Annotated in this window: 27 protein-coding genes; 5 read left to right on the forward strand and 22 right to left on the reverse strand. The window is 67.9% G+C overall.

What is annotated here, in order from left to right; translation table 11 throughout:
- Positions 1-11 precede the first annotated feature (11 nt).
- The gene (locus tag HV742_RS09375) at positions 12-956 is read right to left on the reverse strand and encodes an ABC transporter permease (RefSeq protein ID WP_175144913.1); all 945 of its coding nucleotides are present in this window, start codon (positions 954-956) and stop codon (positions 12-14) included.
- Positions 957-1,103: 147 nt separating this feature from the next.
- A complete protein-coding gene (locus HV742_RS09380) occupies positions 1,104-2,663 on the reverse strand; it encodes a xylulokinase (protein ID WP_175144872.1) in 1,560 nt (519 codons plus the stop codon).
- Positions 2,664-3,014: 351 nt separating this feature from the next.
- Here HV742_RS09380 and kce point away from each other — a divergent pair, with 351 nt between their 5' ends.
- From kce to HV742_RS09395, 3 genes are read left to right on the forward strand one after another with little or no spacing between them, the layout of a single operon-like run.
- Entirely contained in the window at positions 3,015-3,950 is a 936-nt protein-coding gene (gene kce, locus HV742_RS09385; RefSeq protein WP_049076490.1) for a 3,5-dioxohexanoate:acetyl-CoA acetone transferase, read from the forward strand.
- Positions 3,951-4,006: 56 nt separating this feature from the next.
- Positions 4,007-5,206 (forward strand): ABC transporter substrate-binding protein, encoded by a 1,200-nt coding sequence (locus tag HV742_RS09390; protein WP_169535796.1) that lies wholly within the window; start codon positions 4,007-4,009, stop codon positions 5,204-5,206.
- Positions 5,207-5,237: 31 nt separating this feature from the next.
- On the forward strand, positions 5,238-6,056 hold the full coding sequence (locus tag HV742_RS09395) for an SDR family oxidoreductase (RefSeq protein ID WP_175144873.1): 819 nt from the start codon (positions 5,238-5,240) through the stop codon (positions 6,054-6,056).
- A gap of 55 nt (positions 6,057-6,111) precedes the next feature.
- On the opposite strand, the gene HV742_RS09400 is transcribed toward HV742_RS09395, so the two are convergent.
- The 14 genes from HV742_RS09400 to HV742_RS09465 all read right to left on the reverse strand — a co-directional run bounded on the left by HV742_RS09400 (position 6,112) and on the right by HV742_RS09465 (position 18,037).
- Entirely contained in the window at positions 6,112-7,041 is a 930-nt protein-coding gene (locus HV742_RS09400; protein ID WP_175144874.1) for a LysR family transcriptional regulator, read from the reverse strand.
- Positions 7,042-7,170: 129 nt separating this feature from the next.
- A complete protein-coding gene (locus HV742_RS09405) occupies positions 7,171-7,767 on the reverse strand; it encodes a tail assembly protein (RefSeq protein ID WP_175144875.1) in 597 nt (198 codons plus the stop codon).
- Positions 7,764-7,997: a hypothetical protein gene (locus HV742_RS09410; protein ID WP_175144876.1), complete on the reverse strand. Its 234-nt coding sequence runs from the start codon at positions 7,995-7,997 to the stop codon at positions 7,764-7,766. The genes HV742_RS09405 and HV742_RS09410 overlap by 4 nt, the downstream gene beginning before the upstream one ends.
- Positions 7,978-8,343 (reverse strand): hypothetical protein, encoded by a 366-nt coding sequence (locus tag HV742_RS09415; protein ID WP_175144877.1) that lies wholly within the window; start codon positions 8,341-8,343, stop codon positions 7,978-7,980. The genes HV742_RS09410 and HV742_RS09415 overlap by 20 nt, the downstream gene beginning before the upstream one ends.
- Before the next feature lie 4 nt (positions 8,344-8,347).
- Positions 8,348-11,980: a TipJ family phage tail tip protein gene (locus HV742_RS09420; RefSeq protein WP_217482372.1), complete on the reverse strand. Its 3,633-nt coding sequence runs from the start codon at positions 11,978-11,980 to the stop codon at positions 8,348-8,350.
- The gene (locus HV742_RS09425) at positions 11,977-12,582 is read right to left on the reverse strand and encodes a tail assembly protein (RefSeq protein ID WP_175144878.1); all 606 of its coding nucleotides are present in this window, start codon (positions 12,580-12,582) and stop codon (positions 11,977-11,979) included. The genes HV742_RS09420 and HV742_RS09425 overlap by 4 nt, the downstream gene beginning before the upstream one ends.
- Positions 12,579-13,358 (reverse strand): C40 family peptidase, encoded by a 780-nt coding sequence (locus tag HV742_RS09430; RefSeq protein ID WP_175144879.1) that lies wholly within the window; start codon positions 13,356-13,358, stop codon positions 12,579-12,581. The genes HV742_RS09425 and HV742_RS09430 overlap by 4 nt, the downstream gene beginning before the upstream one ends.
- Positions 13,359-13,360: 2 nt before the next feature.
- Positions 13,361-14,089, reverse strand: a complete 729-nt coding sequence (locus HV742_RS09435) for a phage minor tail protein L (protein WP_175144880.1) — start codon at positions 14,087-14,089, stop codon at positions 13,361-13,363.
- Positions 14,090-14,273: 184 nt separating this feature from the next.
- On the reverse strand, positions 14,274-14,612 hold the full coding sequence (locus HV742_RS09440) for a phage tail protein (RefSeq protein WP_175144881.1): 339 nt from the start codon (positions 14,610-14,612) through the stop codon (positions 14,274-14,276).
- Positions 14,613-14,614: 2 nt separating this feature from the next.
- Positions 14,615-15,898, reverse strand: coding sequence for a phage tail tape measure protein (locus HV742_RS09445; protein ID WP_175144882.1), 1,284 nt, complete (start codon positions 15,896-15,898; stop codon positions 14,615-14,617).
- Between the two features lie 57 nt (positions 15,899-15,955).
- Complete coding sequence (locus HV742_RS09450; RefSeq protein ID WP_049076506.1) at positions 15,956-16,246, reverse strand: phage tail assembly protein T; 291 nt, start codon at positions 16,244-16,246, stop codon at positions 15,956-15,958.
- Positions 16,246-16,719, reverse strand: a complete 474-nt coding sequence (locus tag HV742_RS09455; RefSeq protein WP_054414602.1) for a phage tail assembly chaperone — start codon at positions 16,717-16,719, stop codon at positions 16,246-16,248. The genes HV742_RS09450 and HV742_RS09455 overlap by 1 nt, the downstream gene beginning before the upstream one ends.
- A gap of 5 nt (positions 16,720-16,724) precedes the next feature.
- A complete protein-coding gene (locus tag HV742_RS09460; protein ID WP_049076510.1) occupies positions 16,725-17,192 on the reverse strand; it encodes a phage tail tube protein in 468 nt (155 codons plus the stop codon).
- Between the two features lie 251 nt (positions 17,193-17,443).
- Positions 17,444-18,037: a hypothetical protein gene (locus HV742_RS09465; RefSeq protein ID WP_081330248.1), complete on the reverse strand. Its 594-nt coding sequence runs from the start codon at positions 18,035-18,037 to the stop codon at positions 17,444-17,446.
- Positions 18,038-18,310: 273 nt separating this feature from the next.
- Here HV742_RS09465 and HV742_RS09470 point away from each other — a divergent pair, with 273 nt between their 5' ends.
- A complete protein-coding gene (locus HV742_RS09470; RefSeq protein ID WP_175144883.1) occupies positions 18,311-19,009 on the forward strand; it encodes an XRE family transcriptional regulator in 699 nt (232 codons plus the stop codon).
- Between the two features lie 106 nt (positions 19,010-19,115).
- Here HV742_RS09470 and HV742_RS09475 read toward each other — a convergent pair whose 3' ends face one another.
- The 4 genes from HV742_RS09475 to HV742_RS09490 all read right to left on the reverse strand — a co-directional run bounded on the left by HV742_RS09475 (position 19,116) and on the right by HV742_RS09490 (position 22,156).
- Positions 19,116-20,498, reverse strand: a complete 1,383-nt coding sequence (locus HV742_RS09475) for a DUF1254 domain-containing protein (RefSeq protein ID WP_254601024.1) — start codon at positions 20,496-20,498, stop codon at positions 19,116-19,118.
- 304 nt (positions 20,499-20,802) lie between these two features.
- The gene (locus HV742_RS09480) at positions 20,803-21,351 is read right to left on the reverse strand and encodes an ureidoglycolate lyase (RefSeq protein ID WP_054414595.1); all 549 of its coding nucleotides are present in this window, start codon (positions 21,349-21,351) and stop codon (positions 20,803-20,805) included.
- On the reverse strand, positions 21,348-21,587 hold the full coding sequence (locus tag HV742_RS09485; RefSeq protein ID WP_054414593.1) for an Arm DNA-binding domain-containing protein: 240 nt from the start codon (positions 21,585-21,587) through the stop codon (positions 21,348-21,350). Before HV742_RS09485 ends, HV742_RS09480 begins: the two co-directional genes overlap by 4 nt.
- A gap of 86 nt (positions 21,588-21,673) precedes the next feature.
- Positions 21,674-22,156, reverse strand: a complete 483-nt coding sequence (locus HV742_RS09490; RefSeq protein WP_059272696.1) for an SRPBCC family protein — start codon at positions 22,154-22,156, stop codon at positions 21,674-21,676.
- 86 nt (positions 22,157-22,242) lie between these two features.
- Here HV742_RS09490 and HV742_RS09495 point away from each other — a divergent pair, with 86 nt between their 5' ends.
- The gene (locus HV742_RS09495; protein ID WP_054414587.1) at positions 22,243-22,623 is read left to right on the forward strand and encodes a cupin domain-containing protein; all 381 of its coding nucleotides are present in this window, start codon (positions 22,243-22,245) and stop codon (positions 22,621-22,623) included.
- A gap of 47 nt (positions 22,624-22,670) precedes the next feature.
- On the opposite strand, the gene HV742_RS09500 is transcribed toward HV742_RS09495, so the two are convergent.
- Entirely contained in the window at positions 22,671-23,861 is a 1,191-nt protein-coding gene (locus tag HV742_RS09500; protein ID WP_063580607.1) for an MFS transporter, read from the reverse strand.
- 153 nt (positions 23,862-24,014) lie between these two features.
- A complete protein-coding gene (locus HV742_RS09505) occupies positions 24,015-24,413 on the reverse strand; it encodes a sensor histidine kinase (RefSeq protein WP_254601026.1) in 399 nt (132 codons plus the stop codon).
- Positions 24,414-24,443 lie beyond the last annotated feature (30 nt).

Here is a 24,443-nt window from a genome sequence, read left to right on the forward strand (position 1 = left end):
GTTTCCCCTTCCTATCCGAATTTGAAGGCCGCTTTCTTGAGCACGGCCGATGACACCGCGACGGACGCGACGATGATGAAGCCCAGGACGATGTCCTGCACGTAATAGGCCGCGCCCATCAACACCAGGCCATTGCCCAGGACCTTGAGGATCAGCGCGGCGACCAGCGTGCCGGGAATGTTGGCATGGCCGGGATTGAACATGGTCATGCCCAGCAGCACGGCGGCGATGGCGTACAGGAAATAGTCGCCGGCCATGTTGGGCGCGGCGGAGGACAGGCTGGAAGTCAGCAGCACGGCGGCCATGCCGGCACACAGCCCCGACAGCGCCAGGCCGATGCTTTTCATGGCGCGGATGTTGATGCCCGCCAGGCGGGCGGACTCGCCGGCCTCGCCGGTGGCGGTCATGCGGGCGCCGGTGCGGGTCCACTTGACCAGGAAGAAGGCGAGCAGCACCGCGCCCGCCATCCACAGCACCAGCGCGGGAATGCCGAAAGGCTTGCCGCGCGCCAGGTCGGTGAAGGCGGTGGGCCAGCGGCCCACGTACGAGACGCCGTCCGTCAGCATGAAGGCGAAGCCGCGCGCCATGGCGGCCATGCCGAGCGTGGCGATCAGGGAGGGCACCCGCAGCCGGGTGACGGCAAAGCCATTGAAGAGGCCGCAGAACAGGCCGACGCCCAGGCCGGCGGCGATGGCCAGCAACACGGGCTGGCCGGTATGCACCAGGGCGCCGGTGACCACGGCGGCCAGGCTGGCCACGTCGGCCACGGACAGGTCCAGTTCCGCGGTCACCAGCGCCAGCGTGAAGCCGATGGCGATGATGGCCAGGAAGCTGGTTTCCTTGGCGATGTTCAGCAGGTTGCCGGGCGCGGCGAAATTCGGGGCGGCTATCGCGAAAAAGCCCACCAGGACCAATCCCGCGATTGCCGTACCGTACTTTTCCAGGATGCCGCGCATCGACTCGCCCTTGCTGCATGTGATTGATGGCGGGGCGTCCATCATGCCGCGCCCGCCGGCCGGATCGTGGTCCGGGCCTGTGGCGTCGTAGTGTATACCCGGCACACGCGCGCCGGCAGCGCGGCGCGCCGGATCGCGCCTAGGGTTTTACCCCAGCCGCAGCGCCGTCAATGCATGCGACACGGGCGCCAGCGCGGCTTCGGCGGCGCGGAACTGGGCATACAGGGCCCGATAATCGGCGACCCGGTCGGCGCGCGGCGCGTAGCGCCGGGCGACGCGCGCCAGCGCATCCTGCGCCGCCGCGAAACTGGCGTAACGCCCCACCCCGGTCCAGGCCGTGGCCGCCGCGCCAAGAATGCCGGGCTGGTCGGCCTGGCCGACGATGACGGGACGCTCGCAGATGTCGGCCTTGACCTGGCACCACCGCGCATTGGACGCGGCGCCGCCGCCGAAACGGATTTCGGCCACGGGCTGGCCCAGCGCCGCCTCGGCGCGCTCCAGCACGATGCGGTTCAGGAACGCCACGCCTTCCAGCACGGCCCAGGCCAGGTCGCCCGGGCCATGGCGCCGGTTCAGGCCGACAAAGGCGCCGCGCAGGTGCGGGTCCCAGTAAGGCACGCGCTCGCCCTGCAGGTACGGCAGGAACAGCGCCGGCTGCGGATCGCGCGGCGCGCCAAGCAGGGTATCCATTGACGGGCCGACGCCGGCCATGCCTTCAGCGCCCAGACGGCCCAGCAAAGGCAACAGCCAGGCAATGGTGTCGGCGCCATTCTGGCCCGGCCCGCCGACCTGGTGATGGCCGCCGCCCCAATCCACGGTCATCAGGCCTTCGGCATGCACCGGCTCGGCGCCCACCGCGCCGAACACTTCGGTGGTGCCCGAGATGTTGTAGGCATACCCCGGGCGCAACGCGCCCAGGCCGGCGACGGCGGCCCAGGTGTCGTTGGCGCAGGCGATCACGGGACGGCCGGCCAGGCGGGCCAGCGCGCCCGGCAGCCCGGACCGCACCGGGCCGACGGTGTCCAGGGGATCGAGCAGGTCGGGCACCCAGGCGGGGTCGGCGCCGATGGCGGTGAGCAGGTCGCTGGCGGGCGCCGCCGAAGCCGGCACCTCCGCAACAGCCGGGGACGCCGCCCCGGCGTATATCGGAACAGGGAACGCCGCAGCCGCCAGGCGAGCCAGCGAAACCGTGTCGCTGGCCACCCGGCCGGTCAGGCGCAGATTGAGGTAATCCTTGGGATCCAGCACCGCCCGCACGCGGGCCGCGTGCGCCGGTTCCCTGCGCAACAACCAGGCGATGCGCGCCCAGGGATGAAAGGCGTTGATCTGTCCGATTTCCGGATGGCCGGCCGGCAGCGACGACAACCATTCGGGCAGGTCCGCGGCCGCCCGCGTATCGCGCCAGGTGATGGCGGGCCGGATGGCCGCGCCGTGCGCGTCCACGAACACCTGCGTGCGCGTGACACCGCAGATGGCAATGGCCTGGACCGCGTCGAAAGCCGCCGCGCCGGCCTGCGCCGCCAGGGTGTCCGCCAGCGCCTGCAGGCCGCGCCACCAGGCGTCGGCGTCAATCTCGTCCCAACCAGGCTGAGGCGCGACACCCGCCGGGCTGTCGATGAAGCAGGAATGGGCGATGCCGCCCTCCCCGTCGACCAGCGCCGCGCGAAAGCGCGTGCCGCCCAGGTCCACCGCGAGGACGTAGTTCACAAAAGCATTCATCACATCGATCGAAAAGGGCAAGGGGACGGGCGCGCCGGAACCGGCATATTACGAAAACGCCCCTTCCGGCGCATCAATGGAAGCGATGGCACGGCCCCCGCCCATACTTCGATATACGAGGATGGCACTCACTGAAAGGCCGCTTCGACGACCCGCACGGGCCCCTGCCCCCAATCCCGCCCCCCCTCCGTCGCCGGCCCTCCCTACGCTGCGCCGCAGCACCGGATTCCCTATCAATTGATAATTTCTGTTCAGGTGACAGCGGCCGGCGCCGTGCGACAGAATGGCCTGCGCCTGGCGGGAGACAGCCGGGCCTTCACATCCGAGAGGTCCAGGCCCATGAAGCCATCCAGGAACAAGGTCATCATCACCTGCGCCATCACCGGCTCGGTCCATACACCGTCGATGTCGCCCCACCTGCCCGTCACGCCCGACGAGATCGCCCGCTCCGCCATCGAGGCGGCCGAGGCGGGCGCGGCCATCGTGCACTTGCACGCGCGCCGGCCGGACACGGGCCAGCCGACGCAGGACCCGGCGCTGTATGCGCAGTTCCTGCCGCGCATCAAGGCCGCGTCCGATGTGGTGATCAACATCACCACGGGCGGTTCGCCGGTGCTGCCACTGGCCGACCGCATGGCGCCGGCGCTGCGCTTCAAGCCGGAAGTCGCGTCACTGAACATGGGTTCGATGAACTTCGGCATGTACGAACTGCTGGAGCGCTTCAAGACCTTCTCGCACACCTGGGAACGCCCCTACCTGGAAGGCAGCAACGACCTGATCTTCAAGAACACCTTCAAGGACATCGAGCACATCCTGACATCCTGCGGCGACAACGGCACGCGCTTCGAGATCGAGTGCTACGACATCGGCCACCTGTACACCGCGGCCCATTTCGTCGACCGCAAGCTGCTCAAGCCGCCTTTCCTGATCCAGTCCGTGTTCGGCATCCGGGGCGGCATCGGCACGCACCCCGAGGACGTGATGATGATGAAGCGCACCGCCGACCGCCTGTTCGGCGCCGACTACACCTGGTCGGTTCTCGCGGCCGGACGCAAGCAGACACCGCTGGCCACCATGGCCGCGACGATGGGCGGCAACGTGCGAGTGGGACTGGAAGATTCGCTGTGGGACGGGCCAGGGGAACTGGCGCGGTCCAACGCCGACCAGGTGCGGCGCATCCGCCGCATCCTGGAAGACCTGTCGCTGCAGATCGCCACGCCCGATGAAGCGCGCGCGACCCTGCAACTGAAGGGCGGCCAGGACGTCGCCTTCTGAACCAAGGCGGCGGGGCCATCCACCACAACGAGATCCGCAGGATCGAGGAGACACACATGAAAAAGACACTGTGCGCGGCCGCGCTGGCCGCCGTGCTGGGATGGACGGGCGCGGCCCGGGCCGATGAGGGCGTGATCCGCATCGGCTTCATCACCGACATGTCGGGCCTGTCGGCGGACGCCGATGGCCCCGGCGGCGCCGAGGCCATCAAGATGGCGGTGGCGGACCTGGGCGGCGTGGTGGCGGGCAAGAAGGTCGAGGTGCTGGTGGCCGACCACCAGAACCGCGCCGACATCGCCTCGTCGCGGGCCCGTGAATGGCTCGACCAGAAAGGCGTGAACATGCTGATCGCCGGCGCCAACTCGGCGGCCGCGCTGGCCATGGCCAAGGTGGCCGAAGAGAAAAAGACACCGTTCTTCGTGGTGAGCGCGGGCGCCTCGGAACTGACCAATTCGCAATGCACGCCCTACACCGTCCATTACGTCTACGACACCGTGTCGCTGGCGCGCGGCACGGCGCGGGCGATGCTCAAGGAAGGCAACAAGGACTGGTTCTTCCTGACGGTGGACCACGCCTTCGGCCAGGCGCTCGAACGAGACGCGTCGACCGTGGTGCAGGCCGAGGGCGGAACGGTCAAGGGGCGCGTGCGCCATCCGCTGAACACGGCGGACTTCTCGTCCTTCATCCTGCAGGCGCAGGCGTCGGGCGCGTCGGTGCTGGGGCTGGCCAACTCCGCCAGCGACACCAGCAACGCGGTCAAGGCGGCCGCCGAATTCGGGTTGACGCCGAAGATGAAGATCGCCGGCCTGCTGGTGCTGATCACCGACATTCACGCGCTCGGCCTGCCGGCGGCGCAGGGCATGTACCTGACCACGGCGTGGTATTGGGACCAGGACGACGCGTCGCGCCAGTGGGCGGCGCGCTTCGAGGAGAAGATGAAGAAGAAGCCGTCGATGCTGCAGGCCGGCGACTACTCGGCCACCACCACCTACCTGAAGGCCGTGGCCGCCACCGGCAGCACCGATGGCGACACGGTCATGAAGTGGCTGAAGGCCAATCCGGTGAACGACTTCTTCGTGAAAGACGGCAGGATCCGCGCCGACGGCCTGATGGTGCACGACATGTTCCTGATGCAGGTGAAGACGCCGGCGGAATCGAAGGGGCCTTGGGACTACTACAAGCTGGTGGCGCGCGCGCCGGGCGACCAGATCTATACCTCGCCGGCCGAATCGACCTGCCGCCTGATGAAACCCTGACCCCGCGCGGGTCATCCCTGGAGGAACCAGCATGACTGTGAAGAACCCCGTCCCGGCGGACATCGGCGCCCTGCCCGTGGACCTGTCGGGCAAACGCATCATCGTCACGGCGGGCGCGGCCGGCATCGGCGCCGCCATCGCCGGCGCTTTCGCGGCGCGCGGCGCGCGGGTGCATGTGTGCGATGTGGACGAACAAGCGCTGGCGGCCTGCCCGCATCCCCATTCGCGCGCCGACGTGAGCCGGCGCGATGAAATCGAGCGCTACATGGACGATGCGCTGTCGCGCCTGGGCGGACTCGACGTGCTGGTGAACAACGCCGGCATCGCCGGGCCGACCGCCGGCATCGGCGACATCGCCCCGCAGGACCTGGAGGCGACGCTGGACATCAACCTGGCCGCGCAGTTCCATACCGTGCGGCACGCGCTGCCCGCGCTGCGCGAGGCGGGCGGCGGCAGCATCATCAACATCAGCTCAGTCGCCGGCCGCATGGGCGTGCCGATGCGCACGCCCTACGCCGCCACCAAGTGGGGCGTGGTCGGCCTGACCCGCTCGCTGGCGGTGGAGCTGGGCGGCTACGGCATCCGCGTCAACGCGCTGCTGCCGGGCCTGGTGGCGGGGCCGCGCATCGACCGCGTGATCGCGGCCCGCGCCCGCAACATGGGCGTGACGGTGGCCGAGGAAACCCGACTCGAACTGGCTGGCGTCAGCCTGGGGCAGTTCGTGCGCGCGGCGGACATCGCCAACATGGCGCTGTTCCTGGCGAGCCCCTTCGGCGCGATGGTCAGCGGACAGGCCATCAGCATCGACGGCGACCTGCAATCGCTGCCGTGGCAACCGCCCGCGGACTGAGGATCGTCCCCTGCCGCACCGGGGCGCGCGGCCACCGGCATTCGGCGCCCGGCGCCTAAGCGAGCAGTTGGATCGCTTGCTCGTACACCCCGCGTTGCCGTTCGCGCGCGGCCGCGTGCAGCGCCTCGACCAGACGCTCGGCCGGCTCCTGGCTGGCCGCCTCGTTGCGCGCGATCAACACGAAATCGAACCACTGGCGCGAAGCCAGCGGCAGCGCCACCAATTCCGGGTGGGCTGCCGCGATGTCGGCCGCCGACAGCGCGTTGACCATGCTGACACCGCGCACCGCGCATACGGTGCCCGCCAGCAGCGACATATGGGCCCGCATGCCGGAACGCAACTGCATCGACTCGGCGATGTCGCCCTGGGGCATGACGTAGTCGGACCACAAGGGCTGCACGTAGCTATCGGGGCGGATGTCGCCGACCCTCACGATATCGCCACGCGCAAGGCAATGCTCGCGATGCACGATGGCCATGACCTCGGTGCGCAGGAACGGCCGGAACGCCAGCCGCGCGCTCTGCTGCGACACCGCCCCCAGCCCGAAATCGGCGCGCATGGTGTCGACGGCGCTGATCGCTTGCACCGATGACTCCAGGTCGAGCGAGAACGGCCTCGTGCCATTGGCCTGCAGATAGCGGCGCACCGCGTCGGGCGCGTACGAAAGCGCCAGCGCGGGCGAGCAGGCAATGCGCAGCCCGCGGCCGCCGAACTGTTCGATGCTGTGCAGCGCCTCGTCGATGCGCACCAATTCATCCAGCACGAACTTGGCTTCGCCGTACAGGTACTGGCCGGCCTCGGTGGGCCGCAGCGTCTTGTGGGAGCGGTCGAACAACTGCACGCCGGTCGACTGTTCGAGCCGCGAGATGGCGTGGCTGACGGCCGGCTGCGTGAGGTGCATGGCCTGCGCGGCCTGGCGGGTGGATCCGGTCATGACCACGGTGTAGAAGATGCGCAGGTCGTGGATGTTGAAATTGCGTTTCATGCGGTGTCGCGGCTCCCCGTCAGGGCGAAGCGCCGCTCCACCCGATGCCTGATTCTAGGTCGTCTTGCCGCTGAAGGCAGGCATACCGGACGGGAAACCCGTCCGGTATGCCTGGACTGCCGGCTCGCCTCACACCTGGTCTTCGGAGTAGATACCCGCCGAGATGGTGGCGCTGCCCACGAACATCTCGCCGTACAGCACCGGCACGGGGTTGCCCTGCGCCGTGGTGTTGACCGGGCCGTTGAAGTTGTACGACGCGCCGTTATTGGGCCCGTCCTTGACGCTCAACGCACGCTGTTGCGGCGTCAGCAACTGCACCACCCCGCCCAGCGTCATCGCCATGCCCATGGTCAACAGCGAGGTACTGGCGCTCGCCCACAGCGCCGCGTTGACCACCGGAATAAACGATGCCACGATCATCGCCACGCCCACCACCACCTGCATCAGGCCGCCACGCTTGGCGCCGGTGGGCATGGGCGCGATGCGGATGTCTTCACGGCCCGCCGGCCGCGCCAGTTCGCTTTCCTCCAGGTTGCGGCGGCCGACGAAGCAGGCGTAGCGCACGCCCCGGGATTCGCTGTCGAGCAGGCGGGCCTCGAAGCCGGGCAGCAATACGCACAGTGCGCGTACCGCTTCGGCGGTGCTGGAGACGGCCAGCCGGTGCAGCCGGCCGAACTCCGCGCCCAGCCGGCCGTAGAGGCGGACGGTTGCGAGGGGTTGGGTCATGCCTTGCTCTCCGGCAGTCCTTGGGGCGCGGCCGCGGCGTCGGCCGGCTTCGGGTAGCGCTGTTTGACGTCATGACATTGCGACACCCAGCTCGCCACCTCGTCGGGCAGCGCCTGGCCCGACGCCTGCAGGTGCGCGGCGAACTTCATGATCGCGTCGAGCTGGTCGCCGATGGCGGGATAGGCACGGGCGCGCAGCGGCGCGTAGGGTTCATAGTGGCGGATTTTCAACGGTGAACTCCTTGTTCAGATAGGGCCAGGCTTCGACCGTGACGAGATAAGTCCCCGGCTGATCGAATGAAAGCTCGGCGGTGGTGTCGTTGCAGGGATATGAGCGGTCACCGATCCTGATGACGCAGGGCACAGGCAACTCCGAAAGCGTGTGCTCTCGCAGGACCACGGACGATGCAGGCCGCGAAACTATGGACCGATCCTGCACATACTGCACTTCGGGGTCTCCCTCACCCTCGACGAAGGGATGGCCAGTTACCTCGGACGTGGCCTGGACGCTCTCGCGCGGCCCCTGCATGACACCGATAATGCGCCCCAGGGGGTCGTAAAAGGATGCGATATGCATGTTTCTACCTCTTCACCATCAGCGCGACGATTCGAATCATCGCGTCGCGACTGTCCGAACTGCTCGAATTGACCGTAATGACCGTGTTGCCGACGACGGCGTCGCCTACCGCTACCGCGGTGAGGGGCAGGCTGGTGTATTCCAGCGGCATGGTGCCCTCTCCGCTGCCGCTCTGCCAGACAGTATGCGATCCGGCAGCTTCTTCCTTCAATGCGCCGTTCACATAAATGCGCAGATTGGAGGCCATCCCCGGGTAGCCTGAACGGTAGGCAATGATGACAACCGGCCCTACAACATTGCTATTGATGACAACTGTTCCTTCACGCCTTCCCGACCAGGATGTGGGAATCGTCACCGCATTCCCGGCGATCGACAACGTATCCACCTGCGCTTCGTGAATATTGGCGCGCTTGATATACGCCTGGCCCACGTTGGCAAGTTGCGCGGCAATCGTATTGACATCGATACGCTGCGCACTCATCACCCCGGCATTGATCTTCTCCGCGCTCAAGCTCCGGATCATCGCATTTGTGATCTTCGCCGAACCGATCAAGGCTTCGTTGATGAACGTCTGCCCGTTCTCGATCACGAACGGCGTGGTCGTCGCGCCGTTGGCCACGTTCAGCAGCGCCAGCCGGTCGGCCTGGAAGTACACCGAGGTCTGCATCTGGCCATCCGGCTGGGAGTAGGCGCCCAGCGACATGCCCGCTGCGTAGATCTTGTTGTCCTTCGTGACCTGGGCCTTGATGCTCCAGGTGGCCTTGAGCTGGCCGTCGACGTCCACCAGCGCATTGCGCGTTTCCTGCACGCCGGCGGCCGCGCCGTTGGCGGTCGCCATCACCGTGTCGACGCGCGAGGACAACGCCCCATCGGCATCGGCCCGCTTGGTCTCCTCCGCCGTGATCGCTGCGCGGGTCTCGTCCAGGCCGGTGGTCAGGCCGTCGATGGTGCCGGTCAGTTCCTGGGCCAGTTCGTCGCGGCTGATCTTGCCGTTCAGGTATTCCAGGATCTCGCTGGCTTCCCAACTGGACTCGCCCATCACGCCCTGGTCGCCCGGATACCAGGCGCCGATCTCGCCGTTCAGGGCAACGATTCGGCCCCAGAAGTAGAAGCGCTTGCCGGCCGCCAGCCCCATCAGGGTATGAGCGCTTTGCGGGAAGGCGAAGTCGCCCAGCTTGACGGCGCTGGCGCGGTCGTCGGACGCGCTGTACCAGATCTCGGTGCGCTGGGCGGTGAAACGCCCTTCCGGAAAGGCCCAGCGCAGGTCGATGCCGAATACCAGCGGTTTGGCGGCCAGCAGCGCCAACGCCGGCGGCGGCGCGATGTCGCCTTCCAGCATTGTCTCGGTGGAGTTGACCCACACCGACGAGATGTCCGACACGTTGATCGCCCGCACCCGCGCCACGTAGGCGCCGGCGCGGATATCCGGCAATTCCAGCGTCAGCGCGCCGGTGCGACCCGCTTCGACCCAGTCGGAATTGTCGCGCCGCCACTGCACCTGGTACGCCACGGCCGACGGCGCCGCGTCCCAGCTAATGACGCCGACGTGCCGCGCCAGGCCCTGGTCGATCACCGAGCGCGAGGCCAGGCGGATGTTCACAGGGGCCGGTTGCACCGACGGCGGCACGACGGTGATCGGCTTGGGATCGAGTCGCGTGCCGAAATCGACGTTGTCGAACTTGCCGGGTTCGTGCTGCACGGCAGCGATCTCGGCCACCAGGCCTTCCTTGCGCTTGACGCTCAACACGCGGAACGTCTGCGCCGACAGGGCTTCGGACTCCAGCGTCCACACGCACTCGGCCTGCGGCGCCTGCGAGAACGGCGTGGTGACCGTGATATGCAGCACCGTGCCGGGCAGGCCGACCAGGTCGGCGGTCAGCTCGGTCGAGTCCACCGTGAAGACGGTGTTGTCCACGGTCAGGCCGGTGCCCACCGCGGTCGCCACCACGCGGGTCTCCGACAGGCCGTTGGGCAGGTTGACGGTCAGCCGGTCGCCCGGCCGCACGCCGAGTTCGGCGTCAACCGTGACCTGCGTCGCCGAGCCTTCGCGGATGCGGCCGCCGATGCGGCGGCCCGCCAGATGCTGGTCGGCCACGCGAATGACGCTGCCCGGCCGCACACGGCAGGCGTCCAGGCCCACCGAGAACGTGACCGAGCGCGTCTCCAGGTTGGAGGTCAGCAGCATCCACTTGCCGATCCGGTGCGCCTGGCCGCGCGAGGTGCAGCCGAACCCGGTCACTTCCACCTGCTGAATGCCGTAACGCGCAATGCCCTCGCGGTTCTCGACATACTCGACCTTCTGGCGGCCCATCTCGGACATGTCGTTCCAGGACACCAGCGCCACCGTATAGCGCGTGGTCAGCGCCGAGCCGACGTAGTTGAAGCGCCCATCGACCACGTTGGCCGACGAGAAGGTGTAGACCGGATCGCCCGGCATGTCGGCCGAGGCGAACACGGCGGCGTTTGCCCAATAGGCCATGCCGCGAAAGATCGAGGCGAAGTCCTGCACTACCCGGTAGGCATCGGCCGCTTGTTGCAGGTAGACGTTGCAGGTAAAGCGTGGCTCCTTGCCGCCGAAGCCGTCATCGACCATCTCGTCGCAGTAGCGGCCTATCTGGTACAGGCCCCACTTGTCGAGCCAGCCCGCCGGCACGCGCGTGCCCAGGCCGTAGCGGTCGTTGCTGATGAGGTCGTAGAACACCCACGCCGGGTTGTTGGTCCAGGCCAGTTTGAAGGTGCCGTCCCACACGCCGTCATAGCGGCGCAGGTCCGGGTGATAGTTGGACGGCACCCGGATGATACGGCCGCGCACGTGATACGCGCGGGTGGGAATGCTCTGGAACTGCGACGCGTCGATCTTGATGCCCACCAGCGCCGACATCGGATAGCGCAGCTTGGCGTCGACGATCTCGGTGACCGTGTCCACCACGGTGCGGTCCGAGATGGTGTTGCTGTTGGCGTTGGGCGTCACGCGGCGCACGCGCACGGTCCAGCCCTGGCGCGCGCGCGGCAGCTCGATGCGATGCGAGCGCGTATAGCGCTGGGTGGTCTTGCCGTCGAACGCGGTCGACAGCACCGTCTGGTAGCCGGCGCCGTCGGTGTTCAGCTCGATCACGTATTCGACGCGGTAGCCGTTGATGTCGCCGTTCTTGGTATCCGCGCGGCTCAGGCCTTCGACCGCCAGCGTGACGCGCACGGCCGAGGCCTGCAGGTTGGTGAACAGACGCGTCCACGGCTGGCTCGACTTGAGCTCGGCGTTGATGCCGATGGTGTTTTCCGACGCGGGAAAGCCGGGCAGCGGCTCCTGCAACTGCGTGCCGGTACGAAAGTCGATCGACGCGCCGGTGAAGTTCAGCGAGCCGTCCTCGTTGGCCACGGGCGTGCCGTTCAGGTAGACATCGCGCAGCGCGTTGTCCATGCCGTGCACGGGGCCGTAGATCTCGCCTTCGCCCAGCAGGTCGATGACGCGCGCGTAGGCGGTGCTGTGCAGGCTGTCGGGCGATTCCACCGGCGTGCGGCCGCCGCCGCCGCCCTTGCCCTTGTGGCCGACAAGGCCCCGGCCCTCGGCCAGCGGCTTGCCGCCAAAAGAAAAGGCGCCCGCCGGCGCCCTGTTCCTGATGCGATGTCGTTGTTTCATACCTGGTCTTCCGAATAGATGCCCGCGGAGATCGTGGCGCTGCCGACGAACATTTCCCCGTACAACAGCGGCACGGGATTGCCCTGTGCCGTCGTGTTGACGGGCCCGTTGAAGTTGTAGGAAGCGCCGTTCTCCGGCCGATCCCTGGCGCTGAGCAGCCGCTGCTGCGGCGACAGCAGTTGCGCGACGCCGCCCAGCATCATCGACAGGCCCAGCGTGGCCGTGGCCTGAATCATGCCCCCCGCCGTGAACGCCGCCGTCAGGCCGCCGCTGTAGAACGCCGCCGCGGCGATCAACGCCGCCCCCAGCACCGTCTGGAACAGGCCGCCGTTCTTGGCGCCCGCCAGCACCGGCGCGATGCGGATGGCATCCGCGCCCACTGGATGCCCCAATTCGTCTTCCGACAGATTGCGGCGGCCGGCAAAGCAGGCAAAGCGCACGCCCCGTTGCTCGCTGTTCGCGAGCGCACGTTCGAAGCCCGGCAACAGCGCACACAGCGCCCGCACCGCCTCGGCCGGGCTGGCCACGGCCAGACGGTGCTCGCGGCCGAAGCGCGCGCCCAGCCAGCCGTAGAGTCGCACCACTCGTGTCCTGTCGTTCATGTCTTTTCTCCATGGCGCAGCACCACCCGGGTGGCTTCACGCCAGAATCCACCGTACACGACTCGCTCGGAGTCGCGCCCATACAGGTGATGCAGCATCGCGTCGGGCAGCGGAAACAGGTCCGGCGCTTCGCTCAACGGCTGCGCGCCGAGGAAGACGCCGGCATGGTTGGCGCGGTCCGAACGCACCTGCATCACCACCACGTCGCCCGGCGCCAGCGCTTCATGCGGCTGCAGCGGGCGAAAGCCCGCCTCGGCGTAGTGATCCATGTACAGATCGCCGACGCGGCCAGGTTCCCACCAGCCATCCTCGCGCGGGAAGTCCGGCAGGGTGATGCCGCGTTCGCGCGCATACCAGTCGCGCACCAGCGAATAGCAATCGAGCACGCCGTGGGCGAACTGGCGCCCCAGCAGCGGCGCCTGGAAGCCCTCCGGCGTGAAGCCGCGGATCTCGCCGGCCTTGACCTTGCCGTCCAGATCCTTGGCCACGGCAACGATGTACCAGGGCAGGCCGGAGGCCTCGCAGGCCACCCGGTCGGCTTCGCTGGGCAGCGCCGCCGCATCCGGGTGCGAGTGCACCACGGCCGTGATCCGGCCGCTTTCCTCGGCCGCCGCGTAATCCTGCGCCGACATGACGAAGTGCTCTTCGCTGGCGGCGGTATTGCGGCACGGCACATACCATTCGCGTCGGCCGGCCTTGACCACCAGCCCGCAGCATTCCTGCGGATACGTCGCCACGCCATGATCGCGGATGGCCTGCATCGTGCGTTTGAGCATGACTATCCCCTGACCAGGTCGGCGGACGGGAAGCCGCCGAAGTTGATGATTTCGTATTCGCCGAAGCGCTTCTTGCAGTCGGACATCAGGCCCGAACAGCGGTCCAAGGTCGGATCGCTGACCGGCTTGCCATCGATGTCGAACATGCGGCTGCCGGTGTAGCCGCAATAGGGGCCGCGATAACCGCCCTTGCGCAGCCACGCGCACACGCCGGCGATGATCGGACGATCGGGCAATTTCTGGCCATTGAAATCCAGCGCGCTGGACAGCGAGAATTCCACGACCTGCGCCGTTTCGACGGTTTTCTGTTGCACGATCCAGACCTCGGGCGGCAATTCCTCCTGGGGGTCGGCCGTCGGGTTCCCCTCGGGAAAGTTAGCGGCGTCCAGGTATTTGCCCAACGTGCGGTGAACCACCAAGCGCGCGCCGACCAGGTCGTCAAGATGGATGCACAAAGCGGAGATCACGCCAACAACAGGCTTGCCTTTTTCATCCTGCCCGATATTGCCCACCGACAGCGTCGGCGAGGGCTGCTGCCCTTCTCCCACCTGTTCAAATCCTTCGGCCCGGATCGCCCAAGGGTCGTATTGCCGCCCTTGCCACCAGACAGGCCCCACCTGCGTGTAGCCGTGAAAGCGCAGGACCTGCCCGCCGATCTCGGTAGCGTCCAGCTCGAACAGCTCGACCAACGCGCCCACTTCAAGTTTTTGTACGTCTGCGTAAATGCCCATTTCTATTCCTCCGCGGCCTGCCGCGACGGTTGCCCGGATATGCCAGGCCTGCCCCCTGGCGCTCGACCTGGCCAGCCCATGCTTCGATACGACGGCTCATTTCCCGCATGCCGCACACGATGCGCGGCACCCGCCGGGAGCTGTCGACACCCCGCGGCTTCGCGCACGGCGCGCCGCCATGGCGTCAAGGCCTGAAGACTTGTTGGAAAGTGACGGCCAGCGAGTACATCTCGCCGCCCATTGCGGTCAGGTCGTAATCCGTCGCGGTGTAGTAGCCTGGCTCGCCCAGCGGCGGCCGCCATTGGAAGCCCCGGTACCCCTGATGTCGATCCAGAAACGCCACGATCGGCTCGATCTGCCCGGCCGCACCCGAGAACTGCAAGGGCCATGAAGCCACTTTGTTGTTGATGCCATCGGCTGCGACCTGGCTGTAGCCATCGCCGAACTGCGCGCTCAACACGCGGAATTTGGTCCGGCCTTGCGGATTGATGCGCGGCGACCAGGTGAAGGTTTCGACTGCCATGCTCATGCCCCTGCTAAACGGTTGTTGTTGGCTTGCCAGGCCAGGCCGCCCTGGCGATACGATTGCGTCATGCGGCGGTCGACCAGCTGCGTGACGTATTCGCCGATCTGCTGGCCGAACTGCTGCCAGCCGCCCTCGCCCGATTCGCTCGAGGAACTGACCTTGCCGTCCTGCACGTAGACATTCACGGCCACGCCACCCGCGACCGGGTGGGTGTCGCCGCCCACATTCGGGAAGGCCGCGCGGATGCCGAGGGAGCCGTCGGCGCCGCGATGCAACGGCATGATGGCCTCGGGGCCGGCTTCGCCCATCACGCCCATGGGGAAGGCGACGGGGCTGGCGGTCATGCCGTTGGTGAAGGCGCCGCCTTTGGCGAACTGGACGGGAAACGCCTGGGCCACCGACGGCACGATGGCGCTGGCGGTACTTGCGCCACCCGAACCGAACAGCCCAGCAATGAAGCCGCCCGCCTGGCCGATCCAGCCCCCCAGGCCGCCCGAACCCGACATGAATTCCTTGCCCAGCAGCGTCTCCATCAGCTTGGCGGACGCTGCCGACGTCACCATCTTCGCCACGTTGTCCAGGAACGACAGCCCCATCTTGTCGAATTTCTCGGAGACGAAGTCATACATCTTGGTGCCCAGGATGTCCTGGATCTTGCTCGCGCTGCCGCGCGCGGATTCCACCAGTTTGTCGCTCACGCCCGCCATGAAGTCGCCGTCTTTCTCGACGACTCCGAGACTGCGTCTTTCCTTGTCGTACTTGTCCTGGCTCAGCCTGCCGTCACCCAACGCCTGATCGAGCGCCGCCTGCTTCTGGCGTTTCTCCTCATTGGCTGCCGCGTTGGGATTCACGAGGCTCTGGATATACGCGCTCATCTTCACGTCGTTGCGCTGCTTGTCCAGATCCAACGCGCCAACCATCAGGCTGATCTTGTCACCGATGCTCTCGCCCGAGAACCTGCCGATGCTGGCCTCGACCTCCATCTTCCCGACTTCGGTATCCACGCCCAGCATCGCGCCGGCCTTCTTCATTTCCGCCAGCGCCTGCTCGACCGCCTCGGACCGGATCGCCTGGGCATGCTTGTTCAGCGCGTCCGTCGACTTTTTCTTGCCGTCGGTGCCCTTGTTGGTGGCGTCGTTGCTTTTCCGGCACTCGGTCGCGGCCCTCGCAACGGCGCTCTCCCATGCCCGCCGGGCCGCCGCGTTGCGATTGAGCTCGACGGTGTTCTGTCTGAGCGCCCTGTTTTCCGCCTCGATGTTCGCGGCGTTGTTGTTGTCTGCCATGGTCCTATACCTCACATAGATCCGCCTCCGGCCCGCTTGCGCGGGCTGGACACGTCGTCAAGACCCCTTCCTGACCTTCGACATCAGGAACGCCTTCAACGCGTCCGCCCCCGCTTCAGCGGGAGGTTCCTCGTCTTGCGCGCCCCAGCGCACCAGCATGTCGGTGGCGCGCACCTTGGCGCCGGCCGCCTGCGCCACCGTGGCGGCCAGGCTGGCCGTGAGCACGTCGGCCCGGTCGTCTCCCAGCGGAGACGTGCGGTCCCACTCGCGCCATAGCGACACTTCATGGGTGTCGATGGTGTCCATCAACTCGCCCAGCGTGCGCCCCAGTCGAAGGGCCAGGACCATCAGGAAACGGAGGTCTGGCGTTTCCTGGAGGGCTTTTTTGCGCGCGCCTGCGCTCCCTCCCCGAGGTTGCCCAGCTCGATCGCCTTGGCCACCAGCGTGGCGTGCGCCGGGCCGTAGGCCGCGGCCACGACGTCGACGTCTTCGTCGTCGAAGACACGGCGCGGCCCCTGTTCGGTCTGCTCGAACAGCGTGCGCACCAGCAGACTGGCCGAGGCGCGGGTGTAGTCCACGCCCGGCGCGTCCAGCTTGGCGCGCACCACCTCGTTGTCCTCGCCCGGCAGCACGCCCGCCGCCGCCCAGATCGCGCGGATGTGGAACAGGTGATCGCCGGCGCTGGGCGCGCGCACGATGACGCGCGCATCCTGCCATTGCGGCACGGTCAGGGTTTCGTGGGCGAAGCCGGCCAGCGGATCGACCGCCAGGCCGCGCAGGCCAGCCGCGCGCGCGGAGGATTTGATCGACGTGTCCGTCATGGCGTTCAGCCCCCGTTGGCGGGCGCGTCGGTCAGCTTGACGGCGCCGGTGACGCGCACGTTGAACGTGGCGGACACGACGTTGTCCAGCTGGCCTTGCCACTGGTATTGCGTCACCAGGCCGAGGAATTCGAACTTGGCGCCGTCGGCGAAGGTCACGCGGAAGGCGCGGGTCTTCTTGTCGCTGCGCGCGGCCACCAGCGCCTTCTGGGCGGGATCGCCAGCCTTCCAGTTGCCGGCCATGCTGAAGGTGCCGCTGTCGTCCAGGCCCAGGGCGTATTCCTTGGCGGTGGACTTGAGCACGGTGACGTCGATCTCGGTGGTCTGGCCGCCCTGGAAGTTCGGGTCCTTGATGGTGATGGCCAGATCGGCATACGTCAGGCCGGCGGCGCCCAGGTCTTCGGTGGCCGTGGTCGACACTTCCAGTTGCGTGCCCTGGGTTTGAACGAATTGCGAAACGGTAGTACCTGCCATTGCAGACTCCAATAAAAAAGCCCGCCAGTGGCGGGCAGCGGTGACCGCCACGGCAAACCGGAGCAGCCACGAAAAAGCCCCGCGGCGAATGCCGCGGGGCTGGATCGGTGTAGCGGAAAAATGGGAAGCAAGCCGCGCGGCCTGCGCACAGCGCGGCATCGGTTCAGACGGCTCTCATAAAAAAACCCGCGGGTGCAAGTGCAATCCCAGCGGGCCGATTTGGTGCGGGCGCAACTTGCCCGACGACTCAATTATGCGGACGCGCCGCGCGCATCGCAAGGCTTGGCGCGATCCGCGTGTCGCACCTGCGCGGTGGTCACCAGCGCGCGCCGCCGCAAGGCGGGCAGCAACGCCGCCTTGGCCTCCTGGTAGGCCGCATGCTGCTGCGCGGGCGTGAGGCGCGGATTGCTGAAGACGCGGGCGCCGGCGGCCTTGTTGCCGGCATGCACGCCGATGGCGGAGCGCTGCTGCCACGGCAGTTCGTCGATGCACAGCTCGGTCTGCTCGCCACGGGTGGCGGCCAGACGGGCGTCGACGTCCTCGTCATCGTAGGCCTCGTCGGAAGTCATGCCGCGCGCGAAAGCCGAGACCCTGCCCACGCCCAATTGCGGCCGGTAGCCGCGGCTCCAGTGGTACCACTCCATGATCAGTGCTTCGACCTGGTCAGATTCCTCTCGCGTCATGTCCTGCCCCTTCGGTTGCTGGCCGCGCGCGCCTTCCTGGCGGCCCGCCTGTGGCGCGGCCGGCCGCGCAGCCATCGAACGCGCGATCGCGGCGCCCGCCTGGGATGCCGCGGCGATCCAGTCCTGCGGCGCCCGCAGCGCCATGTTTCCTGCCTGATTCATTTGCCGCTCCTTGCTGTGGGATTCGATGGCGGCGCCCGCCGCCTGGGCGGGGTGCCGGGTGGGTGCCCTGGAGGCACCGGAGATGCGGACGGGCGTTGCCGCCGTCCGGTCGGGTTGCCGGGAGAAGCCCTTTGGTAGCGATACGCTACCCACGCTTCCGTCTGATAACAGCACACGTTTTGGGTAATCCATGTGTAGAATTCTACAAATGTATAATCGTGATTTCAACACTTGTTGTTGCACAATTTTCCACAACTGTTTAGCGTCCCCGCCATGGCTCTCGGAAAACAAATCAGGCGCTACCGCGCCGCCCTCGGTCTCACCCTGGAACAGCTGGAAGCGCGCACCGGCGTGGGGGTCGGCACCATCGCCGCCCTCGAAGGGCGCGACAGCGAACGCTCCAAGTACGCGGCCCGCCTGGCGGCGGGGCTGGGGCTGTCGCTTGAACAACTACTGGACGAGGCGGCGCAATATCCCCCCGATGTGGTGCTGGCCGAGCCCGGCGGCGATCCGGCGCGTGCCGCCGACGATGCGGCGGGCGACCTGCGCATTCCGCGCTTCGACACCGGCGGCGCCATGGGCGCGGGGGTGGAACTGCGTGACCAGCCCGGCGTGATCCAGAGCCTGCGCGTCAGCCAGGAATGGCTGCACAAGAACCTGCGGCACTACACCGCGGCCGCCAACCTGTGCGTGGTGACGGGTTTCGGCGACAGCATGCGGCCCATGTACAACCCGGGCGATCCGTTGCTGGTGGACCTGGGCGTGGTCAAGGCCGACGTCGATGGCGTGTTCTTCTTTCGCGTCGGCAACGAGGGCTTCATCAAGCGGCTGCAACGCATTCCCAGCGCCCAGGGGCTGCTGATCCGAGCCAAATCCGAGAACACCAAGTACGACGCCTGGGACATCACCGAAGACATGGACCTGCAGATCTTCGGCCGCGTGCTGAAGGTCTGGCGCAGCGAGGACCTGTAGCGGTCACCGCCACCTGGCCGCGCAGGGCGGTCGCGGTGTCGACCGCCACGTCGCCGTCAATCCAGCCGTCAATCCAGCCCTCAATCCACCATCGCCCGCAACGCCGCTACAGCCCCACGCGCTGCGCCTGCGGCGGCTGCCAGGAGCCGTCCAGCAAGGCCGGCTTGGGCCAGTAGTAGCGCAGCGTCAACATGAACGGCCCGGCCGGGGCGGGCAGCCAGTTGGCATCGCCGCCCTTGCCCGGCGCCTGGTGCTGGATGCGCAGCGTCAGCCCGCCGTCGCGGTCGCGCTTGAGCGTGGGCAGCAGCGCGGCATCGATCACGTGGCGCTTGATGGGATTGGGCGCCAATTGTTGTCCGGGCATGCGGTACAGCGTCACCGACCAGAACGCGTTGACCGGTGGCAGGCCGCGCGGCGCGAAGCGCAGGGTGTAGGCCTGGGCGCCATCCAGGGGCTGACCCGCGGCATCGGTGGTCAGCACCGTGGCCATCGACTCCTCGCGGTTGTCGCCGCCCAGGCTGACCTGGGCGCCGGTGGCGCGCGCCAGATAGTCATGGCGCAGGGACTGGCGGTCGCCGAACAGCGTGTCGGTCTTGCCGGCCAGCGCCACGCGGTGCCTGTCGATGTCGTTCTGGCCATCGTGCATGCCTTCCTGCATGACCTGCCGCAGCCGCGGATTCATGGACTCGGTGACGACCGGCGCGTCCGGCCGGATGCGCAGGCTGTCCAGGCGCTTGCGCAGCGTGCGCTCGCCATGCTGGACCGGCGCGAATTGCAGCAGGAACCCCAGCTGGTTGTAGAACTCCAGCGAACTGCGCATCTGCGCGGGCGGCGCGGGCACGATCCAGGCCACCGGGGCCGGCGCCGGCGCCGGCTTTTTCCGCTGGTAGGCCGACAGCGGCTGGACCTGGTAGCCGGCCTGGATGCGCTTGAATTGGGCCAGGTCCGACGCCGCGAACCGCTGGGTGCGCACCGTCATGCTGACCAGTTCGGTCTCGGCCCGGATCACCTTGGTGAAACCCTTGGGCTCGGCGCCGTTCCAGCGCGGGCCGATCACCAGATACCTGCCTGCGCCATGGCCGCTGACACGGCTGCCGAGATAGGCGAAATTGAAGCCATACAGGTCGCGCAGTTGCACCGAGAAATAGCGTCGGGCTTCCATCGCCGGCACGCTGATGACGACAGGTTCGGCCCGCAGGTCGAGCACGGCCGAGGATACCGGGGCGTCGACGCTGGGCGCCACGGCCGCGGCATCGTCGGGCATGGCATGACTGAGCGTGTTGAACGGGGCCTGGTAGTGCGGATTGCCCGCATCGATGCTGGCGGCGTGAATGGCCTGGTAGGTGGCGACCATCGGGTAGCCGTAGATGTAGGCCTCTTTGGCGATGCGTTGCGCCTCGGGCGCCGCGACACCGTCGATGCCGACGTACTGCGAGCCGGTCGCCGCGTCGGGCGAGGTGAAGCTGCAACCACTGGCGCCGGCGATCAATGCCAGGACGGCGAGGCCTCGCAGACAAAGGGCGAGCCCGGGAAAAGGCCGGGGAGAAGATCCGACGCCGACGCGGCGTATGCGCATTCCATGCTCCAACTCGGGTAACGGTTGGCAACGCCCGAATGGCGGCAGCGTCGCGGACAGGACAGACAAGACAGTCGCTGAAATTCTGGCACATTTCCCCGAGGTAGTGAAACCGCACGGAGATGACAGCACTATCTTTTCGAGCGCGGCGGGCCTGACGATGCAATGCGCCAACACCATGTCGCACGGGCGCGGCGCGCCAGTACCCTACCGGGATTCAATCCGGCAAGCGCAGGCCCTCGAGCTGCCGCGCCGGAATCGGCGTGATCGCGCTTTCGCTGGCGGCGGCGTCGGTGGTCAGGTGCTGGATCAGGTCCAGCGTCGTGGAGCGGCGCGTCAGCATCAGGCAGGTGACTTCCGCGTCGGCCACGCGCGTGGCATGCCAACAGCCCGGCCGCATGCACACGCCCTGCCCCGGCTCGACGCGGAACGCCGCCAGCGTCTCCAGGTCGGGGCTGCCGTCGGCGGCGCTGCGCGCCACCACCTGGATGATGGCGCCCGTCAACGGCACGATGGCCTGCTGCGTCAGCAGGTGCTTTTCCAGGCTGGCGATCTCGCCCTTGGCGCTGCGGTAATTGACCCACAGCACTTCGGCGTCGCCGCCGGCGCCGGTGTTGAAGACATGCTCCTGCCAGAAGTCGGTGGCCTCGTTGCTGAACAGGGGCACGCCGTTGCCCAGCGGTATGGGCTTGCCCAGCATCCAGCCATAGGACGTGAAGGCATCGGCGGTCAGGTCGTGCACGGGCAAGGCGGCGGCGCGGGTCATGTCGGGTCCTTGGCGGGAAGAGAGGCAGCGGCACGCCGGGGAAATTCGGCGTCGTAATCGAAGTCGCCGCGCGCAATGGCCGCCAGGATGGCGGCGCGGCGGTCGGCGGCGCGTTTGAGGTTGGCGGCAGTGGGCTTGACGCGGATGCGCTCCACGCAATGGCGGCCCTGGTAGAAGAAACCGATCTCGATGGACGATTCGGATGCCGGCCTGACGCCGTCGAACCCTTTGCTCATGCCGCCCCCTCGCGCCACAGGCGCGCTGGCGCCTGCTCGAAAGTTCGGGATTATCGCAGTTTTTGCCCGATACGAAGCTCGCGGCTTCAGCGGTTTTCCGCGGCCTGGCTGGCCGCCGCCAGCCGTCGCCAATTGCGGCTGGCATAGGCGTGCGCCTGGCGCAGACCGGCCCACAGGCCCAGCCGCTTGGCCCAGCGCAGGGCGCCCGCGGCCTCGAACTGCGTGACGCGCCGCACCTCGGTGCCCTGCCCCGGCACCGGCCGCAACTCGAAGGTGTCGACCAGGGAACCGACCCAGTCCGCGCACCACACCGTGCTGCGCTGCATCTGGTAGCGCAGACGTTGGTCGGGCTGCAGGATCAGGATGCGCTGGTCGATGGTGCCACGGTCGGTGGTGCACTGGCGCGTGTGGCCCACGGCGGGGACGCCTTCGAGCACCTTGCAACTGATCGGCTTGGGCACGCCCAGGCGAAACAGCAACGGCCGGGTGTCGTCCATGCGCGCGTGGAGGAAATGCGGCCAGATATGGCGAGGCTCGTATGGGAACAACCAGCGGGATTCGATCTGCATGCGGGATTCCTTGCCGCGATGGCACGCCGTGGACGCGGCCGACGACCCTGTTATAACGCGTATAGGCCGCCCCCTGGAGAAGCCCCATGCCCACGGACCTGTCGTCGCATTACATTTTTCTGGATGCCAACGGCCATGCCGCCACGGTCAAGGGCGGCGACGCCTTCTGGTCCCTGCCGCGCGACGCGCTGGAACCCTACGGCCATGGCTGGCTGCTGTCGGAGTACAGCTTCAGCGCCGACTGGCCGCAGTGGGAAATGCATCCGCAGGCCGACGAAATCGTGCGCCTCATGTCCGGCACGGCCGAGCTGCAGCTGGAATGGCCCACCGGCATCCAGTCCGTGCGACTGGAAGCCGGAAACGCCTATGTGATCCCCAAGGGCGCCTGGCATACCGTCAAGGTGATCGAGCCCTGTCGCATGCTGCACGTCACGCTGGGCGCGGGAACGCAGCACCGGCCGCTCTAGGCTCGCTTGCGCCGCGCGCGGGCCGCCGGCCTTCCCGGACGGCCGCTTCAGGCGGCCACGGCGGCGCGCACGCGCGGCAGCTCGCGGTCGTCGATGGGCCAGTGCAGCGCCGCCGACAACACGCCCAGCGCCATCGCGCCCAGCCAGATCAGGTCGTACGAGTGGGTCGCCTCGAACACGACGCCGCCCAGCCAGACGCCGAGGAACGAGCCGAGCTGGTGGCCGAAAAAGACGAAGCCGAACAACGTCGTGATGTAGCGCACGCCGAACACCTGCGCGATCAGGCCGTTGGTCAGCGGCACCGTGCCGAGCCAGACGAAGCCCATGACCGCGGCGAACACATAGACCGACCACGGCGACAGCGGCAGCAGGAAGAACAGCGCCATGGCGGCGGTGCGCAGCAGGTAGATGCCGGCCAGCAGATACTTGCGGCGATGGTGCGCGCCGAGGATGCCGCAGACGTAGGTGCCGGCCACATTGGCGAGCGCGATGATGGCCAGCGCGGCGACGGCATCCGCCGCCCGCATGCCCTTGTCCATCAGGTAGGCCGGCAGGTGCGTGCCGATAAAGGCCAGCTGGAAGCCGCAGGCCAGGAACCCCAGGTTCAACAGCCAGAAGCCGCGTTGGGAAAAGGCCTCGCGGATCGCCGCGCCGAGCGGCTGGTCGGGCTGCGCGGGGCCGGCCTTCGATGCCGCGCGCTCCGTTTCCTTCAGCGGCCAGGCCAGCGGCGTCAGCACGGCCAGCACCACCGCGAAAACCAGCAATGCGCTCACCCAGCCCGCGCCGCCGATCAGCCACTGCGCCGCCGGCACCATGGTGAACTGTCCCAGCCCGCCGACCGCGCCCGCCACGCCCAGGGCCCAGCCGCGCCGCTCGGGCGGCACCAGCCGGCTGAGCGCGCCGTAGATCACCGCGAACGCGGTGCCCGACAGGGCCACGCCGATACAGATGCCGGCGCTCCACATGAAGGCGGCCGCGCTGGTGGCGTGCGCCATCCCGGCCAGCCCCAACGCGTAGAACACCAGCCCGCCCAGGATCACCTTGGCCGAGCCGTAGCGGTCGGCGATCATGCCGGTAAACGGCTGCACCACGCCCCAGGTCAGGTTCTGTACCGCCAGGGCCATGGCGAAGGTCTCGCGCGACCAGCCGCGGTCCATGGTGATGGGCAGCAGGAACAGGCCCTGCACGTGCCGCACGCCCAGCGCCAGGCCCATGACGATGCCGCCGGCCAGCACCATCAGCCACAGGTTGCGCGACGGCGTGGCGGGACCGGATGAAGCAGCGACGGACGGAATGGCGGCGGACATGGCGACCCTCTGGCGTGATACCTCGAACCCGCGCGCGGGCGACTAACCGCTATTACAGGGGCGCGGCGGCGGCCCTTCAACTGATTATTTTTCGCCGGCGGCATGCGCGGCGGGAATGCCAGCGGGCACCCACAACGAGAACACCGACCCCTTGCCCGGCACCGAGCGCAGCGAGATCTCTCCATGCAGCAGCCCGGCCAGCCGCCGCACGATGGCCAGGCCCAGGCCCAGCCCCTCTTCGCTCCCCGGCGCGGCGGGCGCGCCGGCGCCGCGCATGAACTCGGTGAAGACGGCTTCCTGCAGCTCGGGCGCGATGCCCACGCCCGTGTCCCACACCTGGATCACGACGCCCCCGCGCCGCCGCCGCGCCGACAGCAGCACCCGCCCCTGGGGCGTGTACGACAGCGCGTTGCGCAGCAGGTTGTCGAGAATGCGGCGCAGCAGGGCCGGGTCGGTGTCCAGCGCCAGCCGGGTGGGCGCCACCGACAGGCGCAGGCCGCGCGCGGCACGATG

The sequence above is a fragment of the Achromobacter ruhlandii genome (assembly GCF_902859695.1).
GTDB classification, from domain to species: Bacteria; Pseudomonadota; Gammaproteobacteria; order Burkholderiales; family Burkholderiaceae_B; genus Achromobacter; species Achromobacter ruhlandii.

What these genes read in the sequence shown, in the direction of transcription:
- HV742_RS09460 (WP_049076510.1), bottom strand. Translation starts at nt 17,192, where the DNA reads ATGGCAGGTACTACCGTTTCGCAATTCGTTCAAACCCAGGGCACGCAA.
- HV742_RS09495 (WP_054414587.1), top strand. Translation starts at nt 22,243, where the DNA reads ATGCCCACGGACCTGTCGTCGCATTACATTTTTCTGGATGCCAACGGC.
- HV742_RS09400 (WP_175144874.1), bottom strand. Translation starts at nt 7,041, where the DNA reads ATGAAACGCAATTTCAACATCCACGACCTGCGCATCTTCTACACCGTG.
- HV742_RS09435 (WP_175144880.1), bottom strand. Translation starts at nt 14,089, where the DNA reads ATGGGCATTTACGCAGACGTACAAAAACTTGAAGTGGGCGCGTTGGTC.
- HV742_RS09470 (WP_175144883.1), top strand. Translation starts at nt 18,311, where the DNA reads ATGGCTCTCGGAAAACAAATCAGGCGCTACCGCGCCGCCCTCGGTCTC.
- HV742_RS09395 (WP_175144873.1), top strand. Translation starts at nt 5,238, where the DNA reads ATGACTGTGAAGAACCCCGTCCCGGCGGACATCGGCGCCCTGCCCGTG.
- HV742_RS09425 (WP_175144878.1), bottom strand. Translation starts at nt 12,582, where the DNA reads ATGAACGACAGGACACGAGTGGTGCGACTCTACGGCTGGCTGGGCGCG.
- HV742_RS09440 (WP_175144881.1), bottom strand. Translation starts at nt 14,612, where the DNA reads ATGGCAGTCGAAACCTTCACCTGGTCGCCGCGCATCAATCCGCAAGGC.
- HV742_RS09485 (WP_054414593.1), bottom strand. Translation starts at nt 21,587, where the DNA reads ATGAGCAAAGGGTTCGACGGCGTCAGGCCGGCATCCGAATCGTCCATC.
- HV742_RS09390 (WP_169535796.1), top strand. Translation starts at nt 4,007, where the DNA reads ATGAAAAAGACACTGTGCGCGGCCGCGCTGGCCGCCGTGCTGGGATGG.
- HV742_RS09415 (WP_175144877.1), bottom strand. Translation starts at nt 8,343, where the DNA reads ATGCATATCGCATCCTTTTACGACCCCCTGGGGCGCATTATCGGTGTC.
- HV742_RS09420 (WP_217482372.1), bottom strand. Translation starts at nt 11,980, where the DNA reads ATGAAACAACGACATCGCATCAGGAACAGGGCGCCGGCGGGCGCCTTT.
- HV742_RS09480 (WP_054414595.1), bottom strand. Translation starts at nt 21,351, where the DNA reads ATGACCCGCGCCGCCGCCTTGCCCGTGCACGACCTGACCGCCGATGCC.
- kce (WP_049076490.1), top strand. Translation starts at nt 3,015, where the DNA reads ATGAAGCCATCCAGGAACAAGGTCATCATCACCTGCGCCATCACCGGC.
- HV742_RS09375 (WP_175144913.1), bottom strand. Translation starts at nt 956, where the DNA reads ATGCGCGGCATCCTGGAAAAGTACGGTACGGCAATCGCGGGATTGGTC.
- HV742_RS09490 (WP_059272696.1), bottom strand. Translation starts at nt 22,156, where the DNA reads ATGCAGATCGAATCCCGCTGGTTGTTCCCATACGAGCCTCGCCATATC.
- HV742_RS09405 (WP_175144875.1), bottom strand. Translation starts at nt 7,767, where the DNA reads ATGACCCAACCCCTCGCAACCGTCCGCCTCTACGGCCGGCTGGGCGCG.
- HV742_RS09465 (WP_081330248.1), bottom strand. Translation starts at nt 18,037, where the DNA reads ATGAATCAGGCAGGAAACATGGCGCTGCGGGCGCCGCAGGACTGGATC.
- HV742_RS09450 (WP_049076506.1), bottom strand. Translation starts at nt 16,246, where the DNA reads ATGGTCCTGGCCCTTCGACTGGGGCGCACGCTGGGCGAGTTGATGGAC.
- HV742_RS09500 (WP_063580607.1), bottom strand. Translation starts at nt 23,861, where the DNA reads ATGGTGCTGGCCGGCGGCATCGTCATGGGCCTGGCGCTGGGCGTGCGG.
- HV742_RS09455 (WP_054414602.1), bottom strand. Translation starts at nt 16,719, where the DNA reads ATGACGGACACGTCGATCAAATCCTCCGCGCGCGCGGCTGGCCTGCGC.
- HV742_RS09430 (WP_175144879.1), bottom strand. Translation starts at nt 13,358, where the DNA reads ATGCTCAAACGCACGATGCAGGCCATCCGCGATCATGGCGTGGCGACG.
- HV742_RS09445 (WP_175144882.1), bottom strand. Translation starts at nt 15,898, where the DNA reads ATGGCAGACAACAACAACGCCGCGAACATCGAGGCGGAAAACAGGGCG.